Origin of the sequence: Pseudomonas sp. NY15463 (genome assembly GCF_048068415.1) — a bacterium.
In the GTDB taxonomy this organism is placed as follows: Bacteria; Pseudomonadota; Gammaproteobacteria; order Pseudomonadales; family Pseudomonadaceae; genus Aquipseudomonas; species Aquipseudomonas mosselii_C.
In genome coordinates, this window is the sequence record NZ_JBLUQD010000005.1 from 346,391 (window position 1) to 361,522 (window position 15,132).

Genomic DNA, 15,132 nt, shown 5'->3' on the forward strand with positions numbered 1-15,132 from the left:
GTGCCACCGCTCTGGATCGGTCCGCACGGCACGGACCTGGCTGAACAGTCAGGGTAGCCCCATTTACCGGGGCCGCCCCTGTTCTGGACCGGCGGGACGTGTCGCAGGTTCCGATCTTCCTTTATCATTCGCCGCCCTGGCGCGCTCTGCGCCAGTGATGTGGAGTGAGAAATGAATACCCTGTTCATGCATTGCCGACCCGGCTTCGAAGGCGAGGTCTGCGCCGAAATCAGCGAACACGCCGCCCAATTGGGCGTGCCCGGTTACGCCCGGAGCAAGCCGCAGAGTGCCTGCGCCGAGTTCGTTGGCCTGGAGCCGGACGCTGCCGAGCGGCTGATGCGTGAGCGGCGTTTCGCCCAGCTGATCTTTCCTCGCCAGTGGGCCCGTGGCACCTACCTGGAGCTGCCGGAGAGCGACCGCATCAGCGTGCTGCTGGAGCACCTGGCTGAGCTGCCGGTGTGCGGCAGCCTGTGGCTTGAGGTGCTCGACAGCAACGAGGGCAAGGAACTGTCGACGTTCTGTCGCAAGTTCGAGGTGCCCCTGCGCAAGGCGCTGGAGAAAGCCGGCCGGTTGGTCAACGACGCACGTCAGCCACGCCTGCTGCTGACCTTCATCAGCGGGCGCCGGGTGTTCGTGGGCCTGGCCGAGTCAGACAATTCGGCGCTGTGGCCGATGGGCATCCCACGCCTGAAGTTCCCCCGCGAGGCGCCCAGCCGCTCAACCCTCAAGCTCGAAGAAGCCTGGCACCAGTTCATCCCCCGCGATCAGTGGGATCAACGCCTGAATGACGACATGACCGGCGTTGACCTGGGCGCATCGCCAGGTGGCTGGACCTATCAGTTGGTCAAGCGCGGCATGCTGGTGACCGCCATCGACAACGGACCGATGGCTGAGAGCCTGATGGACACAGGCCTGGTGACCCACCTGATGGCCGATGGCTTCACCTGGAAGCCCAAGCAGACCGTGGACTGGATGGTCTGCGACATCGTCGAGAAACCCGCGCGCACCGCCTCGTTGATCGAGACCTGGCTGGGCGAGGGGCTGTGCCGCGAGGCGGTGGTCAACCTCAAGCTGCCGATGAAGCAGCGCCATGCCGAGGTGCGCAAGCTGCTCGAGCGTATCGAGGAAGGCTTCAAAGCGCGCAAGGTGAAGGTGTCGATCGCCTGCAAGCAGCTGTACCACGATCGCGAGGAGGTGACCTGCCACTTGCGCCGGCTCGACCTCAAACCGCGTTGAGATCCCCAATGACCCGAATTTTGCGGAGCGCTGCATGACCGAACTGACCCCTGACGCCATTCTTGACGCCACTGGCCTGAACTGCCCGGAGCCGGTGATGATGCTGCATCAGCACGTGCGCGACCTGGTCGCCGGTGGCCTGCTCAAGGTGATCGCCACCGATCCCTCGACCCGCCGCGACATTCCCAAGTTTTGTACTTTCCTTGGCCATGAGCTGGTCGGGCAGCAGGAAGAGGCTGGCACCTACCTGTACTGGATCCGCAAGAAGGCCGACTGAGCCGCACCGATCGCGCTACACTGCGCTCCCCCTGACAGGAGAGCGCCATGCTGATAGTTGCCGACGAGAACATCCCCCTGCTCGATGCCTTCTTCGCCGGGTTCGGTGAGGTTCGCCGTTACCCTGGCCGGGCCATCGACGCCGCCTGCGTGAAGGACGCCGACGTGCTGCTGGTGCGCTCGGTGACCCGCGTCGATCGGCAACTGCTGCAAGGCAGCCGGGTGCGTTTCGTGGGCACCTGCACCATCGGTACCGACCACCTGGATTTGGACTATTTTGCCCAGGCCCGTATCCAGTGGAGCAGTGCACCGGGGTGCAATGCCCGTGGCGTGGTCGATTACGTGCTTGGCAGCCTGCTGACCCTGGCCGAACTTGAAGGCGCCGACCTGGGCCGCAAAACCTACGGCGTGGTGGGGGCCGGCGAGGTCGGTGGGCGCCTGGTGCGGGTGCTGCACGGTCTGGGCTGGAAGGTGCTGGTGTGCGACCCGGTGCGCCAGGCGCAAGAGGGCGGCGATTTCGTCAGTCTTGAGACGATTCTGGCGCAGTGCGATGTGATCAGCCTGCACACGCCGTTGCAGCGCGGTGGCGAACACCCCACCTGGCACTTGCTCGATGCACCGCGCCTGGCGCGTCTGCGCCCGGGTGCCTGGCTGATCAACGCCAGCCGTGGTCCGGTGGTGGACAACCTTGCCTTGCGCACGCTGTTGCTCGCTCGGGAAGATGTGCACGCAGTTCTGGATGTGTGGGAACACGAGCCGCAGGTCGACTTGCAACTGGCCGATCTGTGCACACTGGCCACCCCGCACATCGCCGGCTACAGCCTCGATGGCAAGCAGCGCGGCACCGCGCAGATCTACCAGGCGCTGTGCCGCGTGCTGGGGCGGCCGGAACAGGTGCAACTGGCTGATCTGCTACCTGCACAGGCGTTGGCGCAGATCGAGTTGCACGCTGACGCGGATCCAGCATGGGCCTTGGCGACTGTATGCCGCGCGGTGTACGACCCGCGCCGGGATGATGCGGATTTTCGGCGCAGTTTGAGCGAGAACCCGGCCGAGCAAAAAGCGGCATTCGACCTGCTGCGCAAGCACTACCCGGTGCGGCGGGAAATCGAAGGGCTGGCTGTGCGCCTGCGTGGCGAATCGGCGCAACTGGCGCAGGTGCTGAGTGCGTTGGGCGCCGTGCAGGCCTGAGCGCCGAGCCGCTGCGCTTGGGCCGCAGGCTTTGCACCAGGCAATAAAAACCCGGCGCAAGCGCCGGGTTGCAATCAATTCTGGCCTCAGCCCTTCTGGACTTTCTTCACCCGGCTCGCTTCGAGCTCTTTGCAGGCCTTCTGGATCATCTGCTCGGTGATTGGAATCTCGCGCCCCTGGGCGTCGATGATCGAACCGCAGACCTGCGATGGCGCACGTTTAGCGGCGGTGTTGCTGTCGTTACCTTGCTGCAAGCTCATGGACGGTCTCCTCTTCAGGTTCAAGCTTCAGGATAACCCTGCGCCGTGACTGGCCTGTGACAGGTCCTTGTGCACACCACGGCCAGGACAGTGCACCAGAAAGCGCGGCAAAGCTCCAGTGAGCCATTAGATCGAATGTGCATAGCGACCGCGCACGCCGACTGGCCTGTGCTGCGACGCCGTAGCCGCTGCGCGGGTTCCGCGGACCTGGACCAGTGGTAGTCTTGGCGTTTTCCAGCGTCAGGTGTTCAGCGCCATGCCCGATCCGGTTTCTCCCCGCCAACGCCGCGCCCTGCGCCTGGGCTGGCAGTTCATCCGTCCCTATCGGCGCCAGGCGCTGCTGGCCTTGCTGGCGCTGGTGGTTACCGCGGGCATCACCCTGTCCATGGGCCAAGGCATCAAGCTGCTGGTCGATCAGGGCTTCATGACCGGTTCGGCGCACCAGCTCAACCAGACCATTGGCCTGTTCATGTTGCTGGTGGTGGCGCTGGCGATGGGGACGTTCGCGCGCTTTTACCTGGTGTCGTGGATTGGCGAGCGTTGCGTGGCCGATATTCGCCGTGCGGTGTTCGATCACCTGCTCACCCTGCATCCTGGGTTCTTCGAGGACAATCGCAGCTCCGAAATCCAGTCGCGACTGACCGCCGACACCACGCTGCTGCAATCGGTGATCGGCTCGTCGCTGTCGATGTTCCTGCGCAACGCGTTGATGGTGATTGGCGGGGTGATCCTGTTGTTCATCACCAACCCCAAGCTGACCAGCATCGTGGTCCTGGCTTTGCCCCTGGTGCTGGCGCCGATCCTGCTGTTCGGCCGGCGCGTGCGCAGCCTGTCGCGCCAGAGCCAGGACCGCGTGGCCGATGTCGGCAGCTATGTGGCCGAGACCCTGGGCCAGATCAAGACGGTGCAGGCCTACAATCACGAGACACGCGACCGACTGTCGTTCGCCACTGCCGTGGAGGCAGCGTTCAGCGTGGCGCGGCGGCGCATCGCCCAGCGTGCCTGGCTGATCACCTTGGTGATCGTGCTGGTGTTGGGCGCTGTGGCGGTCATGCTGTGGGTCGGCGGCATGGATGTGATCGCCGGGCGTATCAGTGGCGGGGAACTGGCGGCGTTCGTGTTCTACAGCCTGATCGTCGGCAGCGCCTTCGGCACCCTGAGCGAGGTGATCGGCGAGTTGCAACGCGCGGCGGGCGCCGCCGAGCGTATCGCCGAGCTGCTGGCGGCGCGCAGCGCGATTGTTGCGCCAGCAACAGCGCTCTCACTCAATGGCGCACGCGCACGGGGCGAGATCGAGCTGCGCGAAGTGCGCTTTGCGTATCCGTCGCGGCCTGGGGTGGCGGCCATCGATGGTCTGAGCTTGCACGTGCACGCGGGCCAGACGGTGGCGTTGGTGGGGCCGTCGGGAGCCGGCAAGTCGACCTTGTTCGACCTGCTGCTGCGCTTCTACGACCCTCAGGCCGGCAGCATCCTGCTCGACGGTCAGGCGATCACCGACCTCACGCTGGCCGAACTGCGTGCCCAGTTCGCCCTGGTAGCCCAGCAGCCGGCGCTGTTTCGCGGCACGGTGGAGGCCAACATTCGCTATGGCAGGCCCGAGGCGAGCCTGGCCGAGGTCGAAGCGGCGGCGCGCAGTGCCCATGCGCATGCGTTCATCACCCAGTTGCCCCAAGGCTACCAGACGCCGCTGGGGGAGGGTGGGGTCGGCTTGTCAGGCGGCCAACGCCAGCGCCTGGCGATTGCCCGGGCGTTGCTGGTGGACGCGCCGATCCTGCTGTTGGACGAGGCGACCAGCGCCCTGGATGCGCAAAGCGAGCACCTGATCCAGCAGGCTTTGCCGCAACTGATGGCCGGGCGAACCACACTGGTCATCGCTCATCGCCTGGCGACCGTGCAGCATGCCGACTGCATTGCGGTGATCGAGCATGGGCAGTTGGTTGCCATGGGCACGCACCGTCAGTTGATCGAGCAGAGCCCGTTGTATGCGCGGCTGGCGGCGTTGCAGTTCAATACCGATTGACCGATTGGACCTCAATCGCTGCTTCATCACCCGGCAGGCCGCTGGCGCCGGGGGCGTCGCGGTACCAGCCGTTTGCCATGCTGCGGCACCGCCGCTACCATGCAGCCGCGCCATTACCGGGTTTAACGCGGCTATAGGCCGCCTTACCTGGTTCCCTATCAGCCCTTATTCGCCCCGGACACCCCATGCAGCGCAAGCCCCTCAAACACTACTGGCACGTCGAAGTCCTGGGCGGACTGGACAAACCGTTCTCCTGGCTGCGCCTGTGGCGCCGGGTGCGGCGTAGCCGCGAGTCGCACTTTCTGTTCTGGTTTCGCCTGGCCGATCACCTGTCGCGTACCGGCAGCCGCACACTGATGTCGTTTGCCAAAGGCATCAACAATGGTCTGATCAGCCGTCACGGCACCGAGATCATGCTCGGTGCGCAGATCGACGAAGGGCTGGCGGTGGGCCATGGCATGGGTATCGTGATCACCCGCAACGTGCGTATCGGCAAACATTTCCAGATCCGTCAGAACACCACCATCGGCATTGATGGCAAGGGCGATGCGCCGATCATCATTGGTGACAACGTCGACATCGGTGCCAACAGCTGCATCATCGGTACCGGCATCGAAATCGGTGACAACGTGGTGATCGGGGCCATGAGCTTCGTCAACAAGAGCATCCCGGCCGACCATACCTACATCACCGAAAAGAAGTCCTTCGTCAAACCGCGCCACTCGGCTGTCCAAGGCTGAGTTGACCGGCCATCAGCCAGCCGCTTGCGGCTGGCTGTTCGCAGCGACAGGCTGGCCCTGTCGTCGGTTTCAGAACGTACCGGGTCGCCACCGCACTACCAACCCGGCAAAGACCTGCCATGCTTTGAGGATGCCATCGGACCGCGCGCATCCAGACGCATGGCCGGCGGCGTACGAGGGTGCTCGCTATCGCTCACCGTGAGACGGCGATGCACCGCAGCTGAAACCCGCCGGACACCTGCCCGCCAGACGGGCCGGCCCGGGCTGCCGAGGTCTGCTGTATGCCTGATGACTTGAACCACCTGCCCTTGATCCAGCGTGTGCTGGATCATGAACGATCCACTCCCGGCGCGTTGTTGCCGATTCTGCACGCCATTCAGGCCGGTGTCGGGTACATCCCCGACGTGGCCGTCGGCGAGATCGCCCATGCCCTGAACCTGAGCCTCGCCGAAGTGCGTGGGGTGATCAGCTTCTACCACGATTTCCGTACCACACCACCAGCCCGCCACACGCTGCGCCTGTGCCGAGCCGAATCGTGCCAGAGCCGTGGCGCCGAGGCCCTGGCTGCGCAGCTGCGCGAGCAACTGGGCCTGGACGACCATGGCACCACTGACGATGGTGCCCTCAGCCTGCGCCCGGTTTACTGCCTGGGGGCTTGCGCCTGCTCGCCAGCCCTTGAGCTGGACGGCCAGTTGTACGCGCGGGTCACCCCCGAGCGTCTGCGGGCGCTGGTCGAAGGCTGCCGCGAGGAGGCCAAGGCATGCTGAACCTTTGCATTCCCTGCGATTCGCTCGCCCGTGCGGTGGGTGCCGATCAGGTGGCCGAGGCCTTGGTCCGCGAAGCGCAGCATCGGCACTTGCCGCTGCGTATCCAACGCACCAGTTCGCGTGGCCTGTACTGGCTCGAACCGCTGGTGGAGTTGGACACGGACGCAGGCCGGCTCGGATTCGGCCCAGTGACCGTCGAGGATGTGCCAGCCCTGCTCGATGCGCTGGTCGAGGGTACGCCCCATGCGCTGGCGCTGGGGCCGGTCGAGCAGATGCCTTACCTGAAAAGCCAACAGCGCCTGCTGTTCGCCCGTGCCGGCATCACCCGGCCATTGTCACTGGACGATTACCATGCCACCGGCGGCTTCGAGGGGCTGCGCAAGGCGTCGTTGCTTGATGCCGAGGAGGTGGTCGCCAGCGTACTCGATTCAGGGCTGCGTGGCCGCGGCGGCGCGGCGTTTCCGGCGGGTATCAAGTGGCGTACCGTGCGCCAGGCCTCGGCCGTGCAGAAGTACGTGGTGTGCAACGCCGACGAGGGGGATTCGGGTACTTTCGCCGATCGGATGCTCATGGAAGGCGATCCGTTCCTGCTGATCGAGGGCATGCTCATCGCCGGGCTGGCCGTCGGGGCGAGTCAGGGCTACATCTATGTGCGCTCGGAGTACCCCGACGCCATTCGTGTGCTCAATGAGGCCATCGTGCTGGCGCGCGAGGCGGGTTACCTGGATGTCGCGGGCAAGGGGCTGGCCTTCGACCTGCAAGTGCGGGTAGGCGCCGGTGCCTATATCTGTGGTGAAGAAACCGCGTTGCTGGAGTCCATCGAGGGCAAGCGCGGACAGGTGCGTGCCAAGCCGCCGCTGCCGGCCCTGGAGGGGTTGTTCGGCCAGCCGACGCTGGTGCACAACGTACTGACCCTGGCCTCGGTGCCGATCATCCTGGCCCGTGGCGCGAGCTTCTATCGCGATTTCGGCATGGGCCGCTCGCTGGGCACCTTGCCGTTCCAACTGGCGGGTAACGTGCGCTACGGCGGGCTGGTGGAGCGTGCCTTTGGCTTGACCTTGCGCGAGCTGGTCGAGGACTACGGTGGCGGCACTGCCAGCGGTCGGCCAATCAAGGCGGCGCAGGTCGGTGGCCCGTTGGGCGCCTGGGTGCCGCCCTCGCAGTTCGACACGCCCTTGGACTACGAAGCGTTCGCAGCGCTGGGCGCGATGCTTGGCCACGGTGGTGTGGTGCTGGCTGACGACACCTTGAACCTGGCTAGCATGGCCCGCTTCGCCCTGCAGTTCTGCGCGGAAGAGTCCTGTGGCAAGTGCACGCCATGTCGCATTGGCTCCACCCGAGGGGTGGAGGTGATCGACCGGCTGATCGCCAGCACCGACCCGGCCTATCGCGACAGCCAAGCCAGCCTGCTGCGCGATTTGTGCGACACCCTTCAATACGGCTCGCTGTGCGCCATGGGCGGGATGACCCCGTACCCGGTGACCAGCGCCCTCAAGCACTTCCCAGCCGATTTCGGCCTGGAGGCCGCACCATGATCCAGTACTTCGACCCTGGTACCGACCTGGGCACTCCCGCACGCAGCAACGCGGTGCAGGTCAGCCTGACCATCGATGGGCGCGTCATCAGCGTACCGGCGGGCACGTCGGTGATGCGCGCGGCCGCCTTGCTCGGCACCGCCATCCCCAAACTGTGTGCCACCGACAGCCTCGAAGCCTTTGGCTCGTGCCGCATGTGCATGGTCGAAATCCAGGGCATGCGCGGCTACCCGGCCTCCTGCACCACGCCGGTGGCCGAGGGCATGGTGGTGAACACGCAGACCCCGCGCCTGGCTGATCTGCGGCGCAACGTGATGGAACTGTACATTTCTGACCACCCGCTCGATTGCCTGACCTGCTCGGCCAACGGCAACTGCGAGCTACAGACCGTCGCCGGGCAAGTCGGATTGCGCGAGGTGCGCTACGGCTACGATGGCGCCAACCACCTGGCCGAGGCCAAGGACGTCTCCAATCCGTACTTCGACTACGAACCCAGCAAGTGCATTGTCTGTAGCCGCTGTGTGCGCGCCTGTGAAGACATCCAGGGCACCTTCGCCCTGACCATCACCGGTCGCGGCTTCGAGTCGCGCGTGGCGGCGGCCGGGGGCGAGGATTTCCTAGCCTCCGAATGCGTCTCCTGCGGCGCCTGTGTGCAAGCTTGTCCGACGGCCACCTTGAGCGAGAAGAGTCTGATCGCCCTCGGCCAGCCCGAGCGCGCTGTGGTCACCACCTGCGCGTATTGCGGTGTGGGCTGCTCGCTGCGTGCCGAAATGAAGGGCGACCAACTGGTGCGCATGGTCCCGGACAAGCAAGGCGGCGCCAACCACGGCCATGCCTGCGTGAAAGGGCGTTTCGCCTGGGGCTACGCGACCCATCCCGAGCGCATCACCAAGCCGATGATCCGTAAGCGCCTGGAAGACCCGTGGCAAGAGGTCAGCTGGGACGAGGCGGTGAACTATGCCGCCGGTGAGCTGCGTCGCATTCAGCTCAAGTACGGGCGCGACTCGATTGGCGGCATCACCTCCAGCCGCTGCACCAACGAAGAGGCCTACCTGGTTCAGAAGCTGGTGCGCACCGCATTCGGCAACAACAACGTCGATACCTGCGCGCGGGTCTGCCATTCGCCGACCGGCTACGGCCTCAAGCAGACTTTGGGCGAGTCTGCCGGGACCCAGAGCTTCGATTCGGTGATGCACGCCGACGTGGTGCTGGTGATCGGTGCCAACCCCACTGATGCGCACCCGGTATTCGGCTCTCAGCTCAAGCGCCGCCTGCGCCAGGGCGCGCGGCTGATCGTCATCGACCCGCGGCGTATCGACCTGGTCGACTCGCCGCATGCCCGTGCCGAGCTGCACCTGCAACTGCGCCCAGGGACCAACGTGGCCATGCTCAATGCGTTGGCCCATGTGATCGTCAACGAAGGGCTGCTGGATCAGGGCTTTATCGATGCGCGCTGCGAAACCGAAGACTTCAAGCGCTGGCGCGATTTCGTCGCCCAGCCCGATAATGCGCCCGAACAGTTGGGGCCCGTGTGCGGTGTACCGGCCGAGCAGATTCGCGCTGCCGCCCGGCTGTACGCCACGGGCGGCAATGCGGCCATCTACTATGGCCTGGGGGTGACCGAGCACAGCCAGGGCAGTACCGCGGTGATGGCCATCGCCAACCTGGCCATGGCCACGGGCAACATCGGCCGCGAAGGGGTCGGGGTGAACCCTTTGCGCGGGCAGAACAACGTGCAGGGCTCGTGCGACATGGGGTCGTTCCCCCATGAGTTGCCCGGCTACCGGCATATTTCTGGCGACAGCGTCCGCAGCACGTTCGAACAGGCCTGGGGCGTGACGTTGCAGCCTGATCCTGGGCTGCGCATTCCCAACATGTTCGAGGCTGCGCTCGACGGCAGCTTCAAGGCCCTTTACTGCCAGGGCGAAGACATCGCCCAGAGCGACCCCAACACCCAGCACGTCACCGCAGCGCTGCTGGCCATGGAATGCGTGGTGGTGCAGGACATCTTCCTCAACGAAACCGCCAAGTTTGCCCATGTGTTCCTGCCGGGCAGTTCGTTCCTTGAAAAAGACGGCACGTTCACCAACGCCGAGCGGCGTATTTCGCGGGTGCGCAAGGTGATGGAGCCGTTGGCCGGCAAGGCTGACTGGGAGGCCACCATGGCCTTGGCCAATGCCCTGGGTTACCCGATGCACTACCGCCACCCGTCTGAGATCATGGACGAGATCGCGCGCCTGACGCCGAGCTTCCAGCGGGTCAGCTACGCCGAGCTGGATCGGCACGGCAGCCTGCAATGGCCGTGCAACGACACCGCGCCCGATGGCACGCCGACCATGCACATCGAGCAGTTCGTGCGGGGTAAGGGGCGTTTCATGCTGACCGGGTACGTGCCCACCGACGAGAAGGTCAATGGCCGCTACCCGCTGCTGCTGACCACCGGGCGCATTCTCAGCCAGTACAACGTCGGCGCCCAGACCCGGCGCACCGACAACGTCGCCTGGCACGCTGAAGACCGCCTGGAAATCCACCCCAGCGACGCCGAAAGCCGTGGTATCCAGGAGGGCGACTGGGTCGGGGTGTCCAGTCGCGCAGGGCAGAGCGTGTTGCGCGCCAAGGTCAGCAGCCGGGTGGCGCCGGGGGTGGTGTACACCACGTTCCACTTCCCCGAGTCCGGGGCCAACGTGATCACCACCGACAACTCCGACTGGGCCACCAACTGCCCGGAATACAAAGTCACCGCTGTGGAGGTGGCGAAGGTGTTCCAACCCTCGCAATGGCAGAAGCGTTACCAGCGCTTCAGTGACGAACAGCGCCGCTTGCTGGAGCAGCGGCGCCAGGCTGAAGACAAGGAGCAGGTGCACCGATGAGCGACGACAACCTGGTGAAAATGGCCAATCAGATCGCGCATTACTTCGACAGCGAACCGGACCGCGCCACGGCGGTGCAGGGCGTGCGCCAGCACCTCAAGAGCTTTTGGACCCCGGCAATGCTCAGGCAGTTGGGTGAGTGGATTGAGCGCCATCCGGGCGACGGGGTGGATGAGAAGGTCAAGGAGGCTTTGAGCTAGCCGCCCCGCTGCGCCGCCCTCGCGGGGTCGCCCGCGCCCGGCATGAACCGTGGGCGCGGGCTGGCCTGGCGAAAAATGAAATGTCCGTCATGTTCGCCGGGTTTTGCCCTTGCCGGTGCTAACCTCGCGAAAACCCCGGCACGGACACCTCATCATGCACATGAACTGGCACCAGGCCCTGCAAGAGAGCCTGAGCTGGCTGGCGATTGCCACCTTGATCACCTTCGTCAGTTTTACCGCCGCCGCCTGGCTTGCCGCGCGGCATACCCGCTGGGGGCGGCAGTTCTGGCAACTGGCCGGGCCGTATTTCAGTGTCCGGCGCAGTGTGCGGCCATTGCTGGGGGTCGCGCTGCTGCTGGTGCTGGCGTTGTTCGCGGTACGCCTGCAGGTGCTGTTCTCGTTCTGGTACAACGGCTTCTACAGCGCCTTGCAGGGCCTTGACCAAAGCGCGTTCTGGTACCTGCTCGGGGTGTTCGCGGTGCTGGCCAGCATCCACGTACTGCGCGCGCTGTTCAACTTCTACCTGACCCAGGCCTTCAACATCCACTGGCGGGTCTGGTTGACCGAACGCCTCAGCGCTGACTGGATGCGCGGCGACGCCTACTACCGTGGCCAGTTCCTCGCCCAGCCGGTAGACAACCCCGACCAGCGCATCGAGCTGGACATCAACGCGTTTGTCAGCGGTTCGCTGTCGTTGGCCTTGGGTGCGGTCAGCGCGCTGGTGTCGTTGGTGGCGTTCACCGGGATCCTCTGGGGCCTGTCGGCGCCTCTGACGGTGGCGGGGGTCGAGGTGCCTCGGGCGATGGTGTTCGCGGTGTACGTGTATGTGCTGATCGCCACCTGGATCGCGTTCCGCCTTGGTCAGCCACTGATCCGCCTGAATTTTCTCAATGAACAACTCACGGCCAACTTTCGCTATGCGCTCATGCGCTTGCGCGAGAACGCCGAAAACATTGCGTTCTACCAGGGCGCGCAGGTCGAGCGCGGAACGTTGCTTGGACGTTTTTTCGCGCTGATCGGCAACGCCTGGGCGCTGGTATACCGGAACCTCAAGTTCAGCGGGTTCAACCTTGGGGTCAGCCAAGTGGCGGTGGTGTTTCCATTCATCTTGCAGGCGCCACGTTTTTTCAGCGGTGCGATCAAGCTGGGCGACGTGATGCAGACCTCCCAGGCGTTTGGCCAGGTGCAGGATTCACTGTCGTTCTTCCGCGAATCCTACGACACCTTTGCCAGCTACCGTGCCACCCTGGACCGGCTGACCGATTTTCTCGACGCCAACCGGCAAGCCGCCGCACTGCCCAAGGTACACGCCGAAGCGTTGTCCGGTGCGTTGGTCATTAGTGCGTTGCAGGTCAGGCGCCCGGACGGTCATGCGCTGATCAGCGACCTGAACGTGCACTTGCAGGCCGGCCAGGCGTTGCTGATCAAAGGCCCTTCAGGCAGCGGCAAGACCACGCTGTTACGCGCCCTGGCCGGGCTATGGCCGTACGCCGACGGTAGCGTGCACCGGCCGTTGGGGCATCAGGCGCTGTTCTTGTCACAGCGCCCGTACCTGCCGTTGGGCGACTTGCGTACGGCTATCGCTTACCCCGGCGAAGCCTCGCCTGCGCACGATGCGCGCGTGCAGCAGGCCTTGCGTCAGGTGAACCTGGCGCACCTGGCGCAACGCCTGGATGAGCGCTGTGACTGGTCGCGTATCTTGTCGTTGGGTGAACAGCAGCGCCTGGCCTTTGCCCGGGTGCTGTTCAACCAGCCGCAGATGGTGTTTCTCGATGAGTCCACCTCGGCGATGGACGAGGGCTTGGAGCATGGGATGTATGCACTGCTGCGTAGCGAGATGCCGCAGGCGGTGCTGGTGAGTGTGGGGCATCGCAGCACGTTGGCGCAGTTGCACAGCCATCGGCTGGAGGTGGACGGGCAGGGTGGGTGGACGTTACTCGAACAGCAGGCTGCGCCGCTGCCGGTATGAGGCGGTGTTCGCGATAGGCGCGTGTGGCGGTGCTCGCTCGATAGGCTCAGGCGGCTTGGCTGCCAGAGCCTATCGAGCTTGCTGCATCGATTCGCTGCTTACTCAGGACTTGAATCGTCCAACCAGGCCATTGAGTTCATCCGACAACTGCGCCAGGCGCCCGGAGTCGGACTGCGCTGAGTTGGCCAGGCCCTCCACCAGCCGCGCTTCGTCGTAGATCTGCTGGATATGCCGGTTGATTTCCTCGGCTACGCTGTGCTGCTCTTCGGCTGCGGCAGAGATCTGCAGGTTCTGGTCGCGGATCTCGTTCACCGACAGCTGGATGCCCTCGAAACTCTCCCGTGCACTTTCGATTGACGACACACTGGCGCGCGACAGGTCCAGGCAACTGTCCATCTTGTTCGACACTTCCTGCGTCTTGACGCCGAGGGTGTTGAGCAACTGGTCGATCTCGCCGGTGGAGTCCGAGGTGCGTTTGGCCAGGGCACGGACTTCATCGGCCACCACGGCGAAGCCGCGGCCTTGGTCGCCAGCACGGGCAGCCTCGATGGCGGCGTTTAACGCCAGCAGGTTGGTCTGCTCGGCGATGGCGCGGATGGTGCCCAGGATCTGGTTGATGCTGCGGCTGCCTTCCTCAAGCTCGACCATGGCCTGGGACGACTCGCTCAGGCGCACGCCCAGGCGGTTGACGTTGTCGGTGGTGGCCTCGATCTGTTGCTTGCCTTCGGCGACCCGGCGGTGGCCGTTCTCGGCGGCGTCAGCTGCGCTGCTGCAAGAGCGCGCCACTTCGTTGGCAGTGGCGACCATTTCGTTGAAGGCGGTCGATACCAGCTCGACGGCCTCGCGCTGGCGTCCTGCTGCCTCGTTCATGTCACCGGCCATGGCGCTGTTGGCCTTGGACGCTTCGTGAAGGTTGGTGGAGGCCGCGCCAATGCGCTGGATCAACTGGCGAATGGCCGCAAGGAACTTGTTGAACCAGCCGGCCAACTCAGCCGTTTCGTCGCGGCCCTGAACCTGCAGGTCGCGGCGCAGGTCGCCTTCGCCTTCGGCGATCGATTGCAGGCCAACGCTGACTTGGCTGATCGGTTTGACGATCACTCGCGAGAAGGCTGCCGCTATCAAGGCGAAGACCAGTGCCAGCACCAGCACGATGACCGTGATGGTGTAGGTCATGTGGGTGGCGGCGGCCATCACCTCGTTGTACTCGATCAGCCCGACGAAACGCCAGCCCAGGCCTGGCGAAGTCCAGACATTGGCCATGTAGCGCACGCCGTCGATCACCACCTCGGTGGAGCCCTGTGCGGTGGCTGCCAGTTGTGCGTAAGGTGCGCCGAGGTCCTTGAGCTGTTTGAAGCTATGCTCGGCATCGCGTGGGTCGACCAGCACCGTGCTGTCTTCGATCAGCATCACGTAGCCGCTGTCGCCCAGCTTGATGCTCTTGATCAGCTCGGTGAGGTTTTTCAGCGATACGCTGACCACGAACACGCCACGGGGCTTGCCGGCCGGATCGAGTAGCGCGCGGGCAGTTCCGACCAGGGCGACGTCATCCTTGTCGTAGTAGTAGGCTGCCGTGCGTACGGTCTTGTCGGGGGTGGCCATCGCGGCCTTGTACCAGGGGCGGGCACGCGGATCGTATTTGGCCAGTTGCGGGTCGTCGGGCCATTTGGCGTAGGTGCCGTCTTCCAGGCCGATGGACAGGATCGCGGCGGCCGGGTGGGTGGTGCCGTAGCGGGCAAAGGCGTCGATGACCCGCTGTGCGCTGGCCGGCATCGGTTTGCTGGGCGCATCGGCCGCTGTGTAGTCTTTAAGTGTATCGACCGAATTGTATACAGGATCCTTGGACATTTGATCGACGTTCTGCAACGTCGCGTCGAAGAATTGCCGCATGTTGCCGTCGATCTGGCGAATTTCACGGGTGCTGCTGTCGAGGAATTGATCCACTGCATCGGCCCGGATATTCAGCACCGAGATACCGCCCACCAATGCAACCGGGATAAAGGCCACCAGCACGAAGGCCAGGACCAGTTTATTTTTTATCTTCATCGAGACACCCATCCGGGAGAGTGGA

The 15,132-nt window shown here is 64.7% G+C and carries 12 protein-coding genes; 10 read left to right on the plus strand and 2 right to left on the minus strand.

All coding sequences use genetic code 11. The features are described from left to right. Positions 1-171: 171 nt before the first annotated feature. From rlmM to pdxB, 3 genes are read left to right on the plus strand one after another with little or no spacing between them, the layout of a single operon-like run. Positions 172-1,236, plus strand: a complete 1,065-nt coding sequence (rlmM, locus tag ACNFIC_RS14860; protein ID WP_416781293.1) for a 23S rRNA (cytidine(2498)-2'-O)-methyltransferase RlmM — start codon at positions 172-174, stop codon at positions 1,234-1,236. A 34-nt stretch (positions 1,237-1,270) separates the two neighbouring features. Further along, complete coding sequence (gene tusA / locus ACNFIC_RS14865; RefSeq protein WP_416781294.1) at positions 1,271-1,513, plus strand: sulfurtransferase TusA; 243 nt, start codon at positions 1,271-1,273, stop codon at positions 1,511-1,513. Positions 1,514-1,560: 47 nt separating this feature from the next. Beyond that, positions 1,561-2,703, plus strand: a complete 1,143-nt coding sequence (pdxB, locus tag ACNFIC_RS14870) for a 4-phosphoerythronate dehydrogenase PdxB (RefSeq protein WP_416781295.1) — start codon at positions 1,561-1,563, stop codon at positions 2,701-2,703. 86 nt (positions 2,704-2,789) lie between these two features. Here pdxB and ACNFIC_RS14875 read toward each other — a convergent pair whose 3' ends face one another. Continuing rightward, on the minus strand, positions 2,790-2,963 hold the full coding sequence (locus tag ACNFIC_RS14875; protein WP_171030990.1) for a PA1571 family protein: 174 nt from the start codon (positions 2,961-2,963) through the stop codon (positions 2,790-2,792). Between the two features lie 256 nt (positions 2,964-3,219). On the opposite strand from ACNFIC_RS14875, the gene ACNFIC_RS14880 reads away from it, so the two are divergent. The 7 genes from ACNFIC_RS14880 (at position 3,220) to ACNFIC_RS14910 (ending at position 13,064) form a co-directional block, all read left to right on the plus strand. Beyond that, positions 3,220-4,983 carry an ABC transporter transmembrane domain-containing protein gene (locus ACNFIC_RS14880; protein ID WP_138220925.1) on the plus strand — a complete coding sequence of 588 codons (1,764 nt, stop codon included), beginning with the start codon at positions 3,220-3,222 and terminating at the stop codon, positions 4,981-4,983. A 185-nt stretch (positions 4,984-5,168) separates the two neighbouring features. Beyond that, on the plus strand, positions 5,169-5,723 hold the full coding sequence (locus tag ACNFIC_RS14885) for a serine acetyltransferase (protein WP_138220924.1): 555 nt from the start codon (positions 5,169-5,171) through the stop codon (positions 5,721-5,723). A gap of 281 nt (positions 5,724-6,004) precedes the next feature. Continuing rightward, positions 6,005-6,490: a formate dehydrogenase subunit gamma gene (locus ACNFIC_RS14890; RefSeq protein WP_416781296.1), complete on the plus strand. Its 486-nt coding sequence runs from the start codon at positions 6,005-6,007 to the stop codon at positions 6,488-6,490. Next, the gene (locus ACNFIC_RS14895; RefSeq protein ID WP_416781297.1) at positions 6,484-8,025 is read left to right on the plus strand and encodes a formate dehydrogenase beta subunit; all 1,542 of its coding nucleotides are present in this window, start codon (positions 6,484-6,486) and stop codon (positions 8,023-8,025) included. Before ACNFIC_RS14890 ends, ACNFIC_RS14895 begins: the two co-directional genes overlap by 7 nt. Next, entirely contained in the window at positions 8,022-10,895 is a 2,874-nt protein-coding gene (fdhF, locus tag ACNFIC_RS14900; protein WP_138220921.1) for a formate dehydrogenase subunit alpha, read from the plus strand. Before ACNFIC_RS14895 ends, fdhF begins: the two co-directional genes overlap by 4 nt. Further along, the gene (locus ACNFIC_RS14905) at positions 10,892-11,095 is read left to right on the plus strand and encodes a formate dehydrogenase subunit delta (RefSeq protein ID WP_138220920.1); all 204 of its coding nucleotides are present in this window, start codon (positions 10,892-10,894) and stop codon (positions 11,093-11,095) included. Before fdhF ends, ACNFIC_RS14905 begins: the two co-directional genes overlap by 4 nt. Positions 11,096-11,249: 154 nt before the next feature. After that, positions 11,250-13,064: an ABC transporter ATP-binding protein/permease gene (locus ACNFIC_RS14910; protein WP_416781298.1), complete on the plus strand. Its 1,815-nt coding sequence runs from the start codon at positions 11,250-11,252 to the stop codon at positions 13,062-13,064. Positions 13,065-13,166: 102 nt separating this feature from the next. Here the strand turns inward: ACNFIC_RS14910 and ACNFIC_RS14915 are convergent, their stop codons facing one another. Beyond that, positions 13,167-15,107, minus strand: coding sequence for a methyl-accepting chemotaxis protein (locus ACNFIC_RS14915; protein ID WP_416781299.1), 1,941 nt, complete (start codon positions 15,105-15,107; stop codon positions 13,167-13,169). Between the last annotated feature and the right edge of the window lie 25 nt (positions 15,108-15,132).

Coding starts and splice junctions, on each gene's coding strand:
- ACNFIC_RS14890 (WP_416781296.1), top strand. CDS start 6,005: ATGCCTGATGACTTGAACCACCTGCCCTTGATCCAGCGTGTGCTGGAT.
- pdxB (WP_416781295.1), top strand. CDS start 1,561: ATGCTGATAGTTGCCGACGAGAACATCCCCCTGCTCGATGCCTTCTTC.
- ACNFIC_RS14885 (WP_138220924.1), top strand. CDS start 5,169: ATGCAGCGCAAGCCCCTCAAACACTACTGGCACGTCGAAGTCCTGGGC.
- ACNFIC_RS14910 (WP_416781298.1), top strand. CDS start 11,250: ATGCACATGAACTGGCACCAGGCCCTGCAAGAGAGCCTGAGCTGGCTG.
- ACNFIC_RS14905 (WP_138220920.1), top strand. CDS start 10,892: ATGAGCGACGACAACCTGGTGAAAATGGCCAATCAGATCGCGCATTAC.
- ACNFIC_RS14880 (WP_138220925.1), top strand. CDS start 3,220: ATGCCCGATCCGGTTTCTCCCCGCCAACGCCGCGCCCTGCGCCTGGGC.
- ACNFIC_RS14915 (WP_416781299.1), bottom strand. CDS start 15,107: ATGAAGATAAAAAATAAACTGGTCCTGGCCTTCGTGCTGGTGGCCTTT.
- ACNFIC_RS14875 (WP_171030990.1), bottom strand. CDS start 2,963: ATGAGCTTGCAGCAAGGTAACGACAGCAACACCGCCGCTAAACGTGCG.
- ACNFIC_RS14895 (WP_416781297.1), top strand. CDS start 6,484: ATGCTGAACCTTTGCATTCCCTGCGATTCGCTCGCCCGTGCGGTGGGT.
- rlmM (WP_416781293.1), top strand. CDS start 172: ATGAATACCCTGTTCATGCATTGCCGACCCGGCTTCGAAGGCGAGGTC.
- tusA (WP_416781294.1), top strand. CDS start 1,271: ATGACCGAACTGACCCCTGACGCCATTCTTGACGCCACTGGCCTGAAC.
- fdhF (WP_138220921.1), top strand. CDS start 8,022: ATGATCCAGTACTTCGACCCTGGTACCGACCTGGGCACTCCCGCACGC.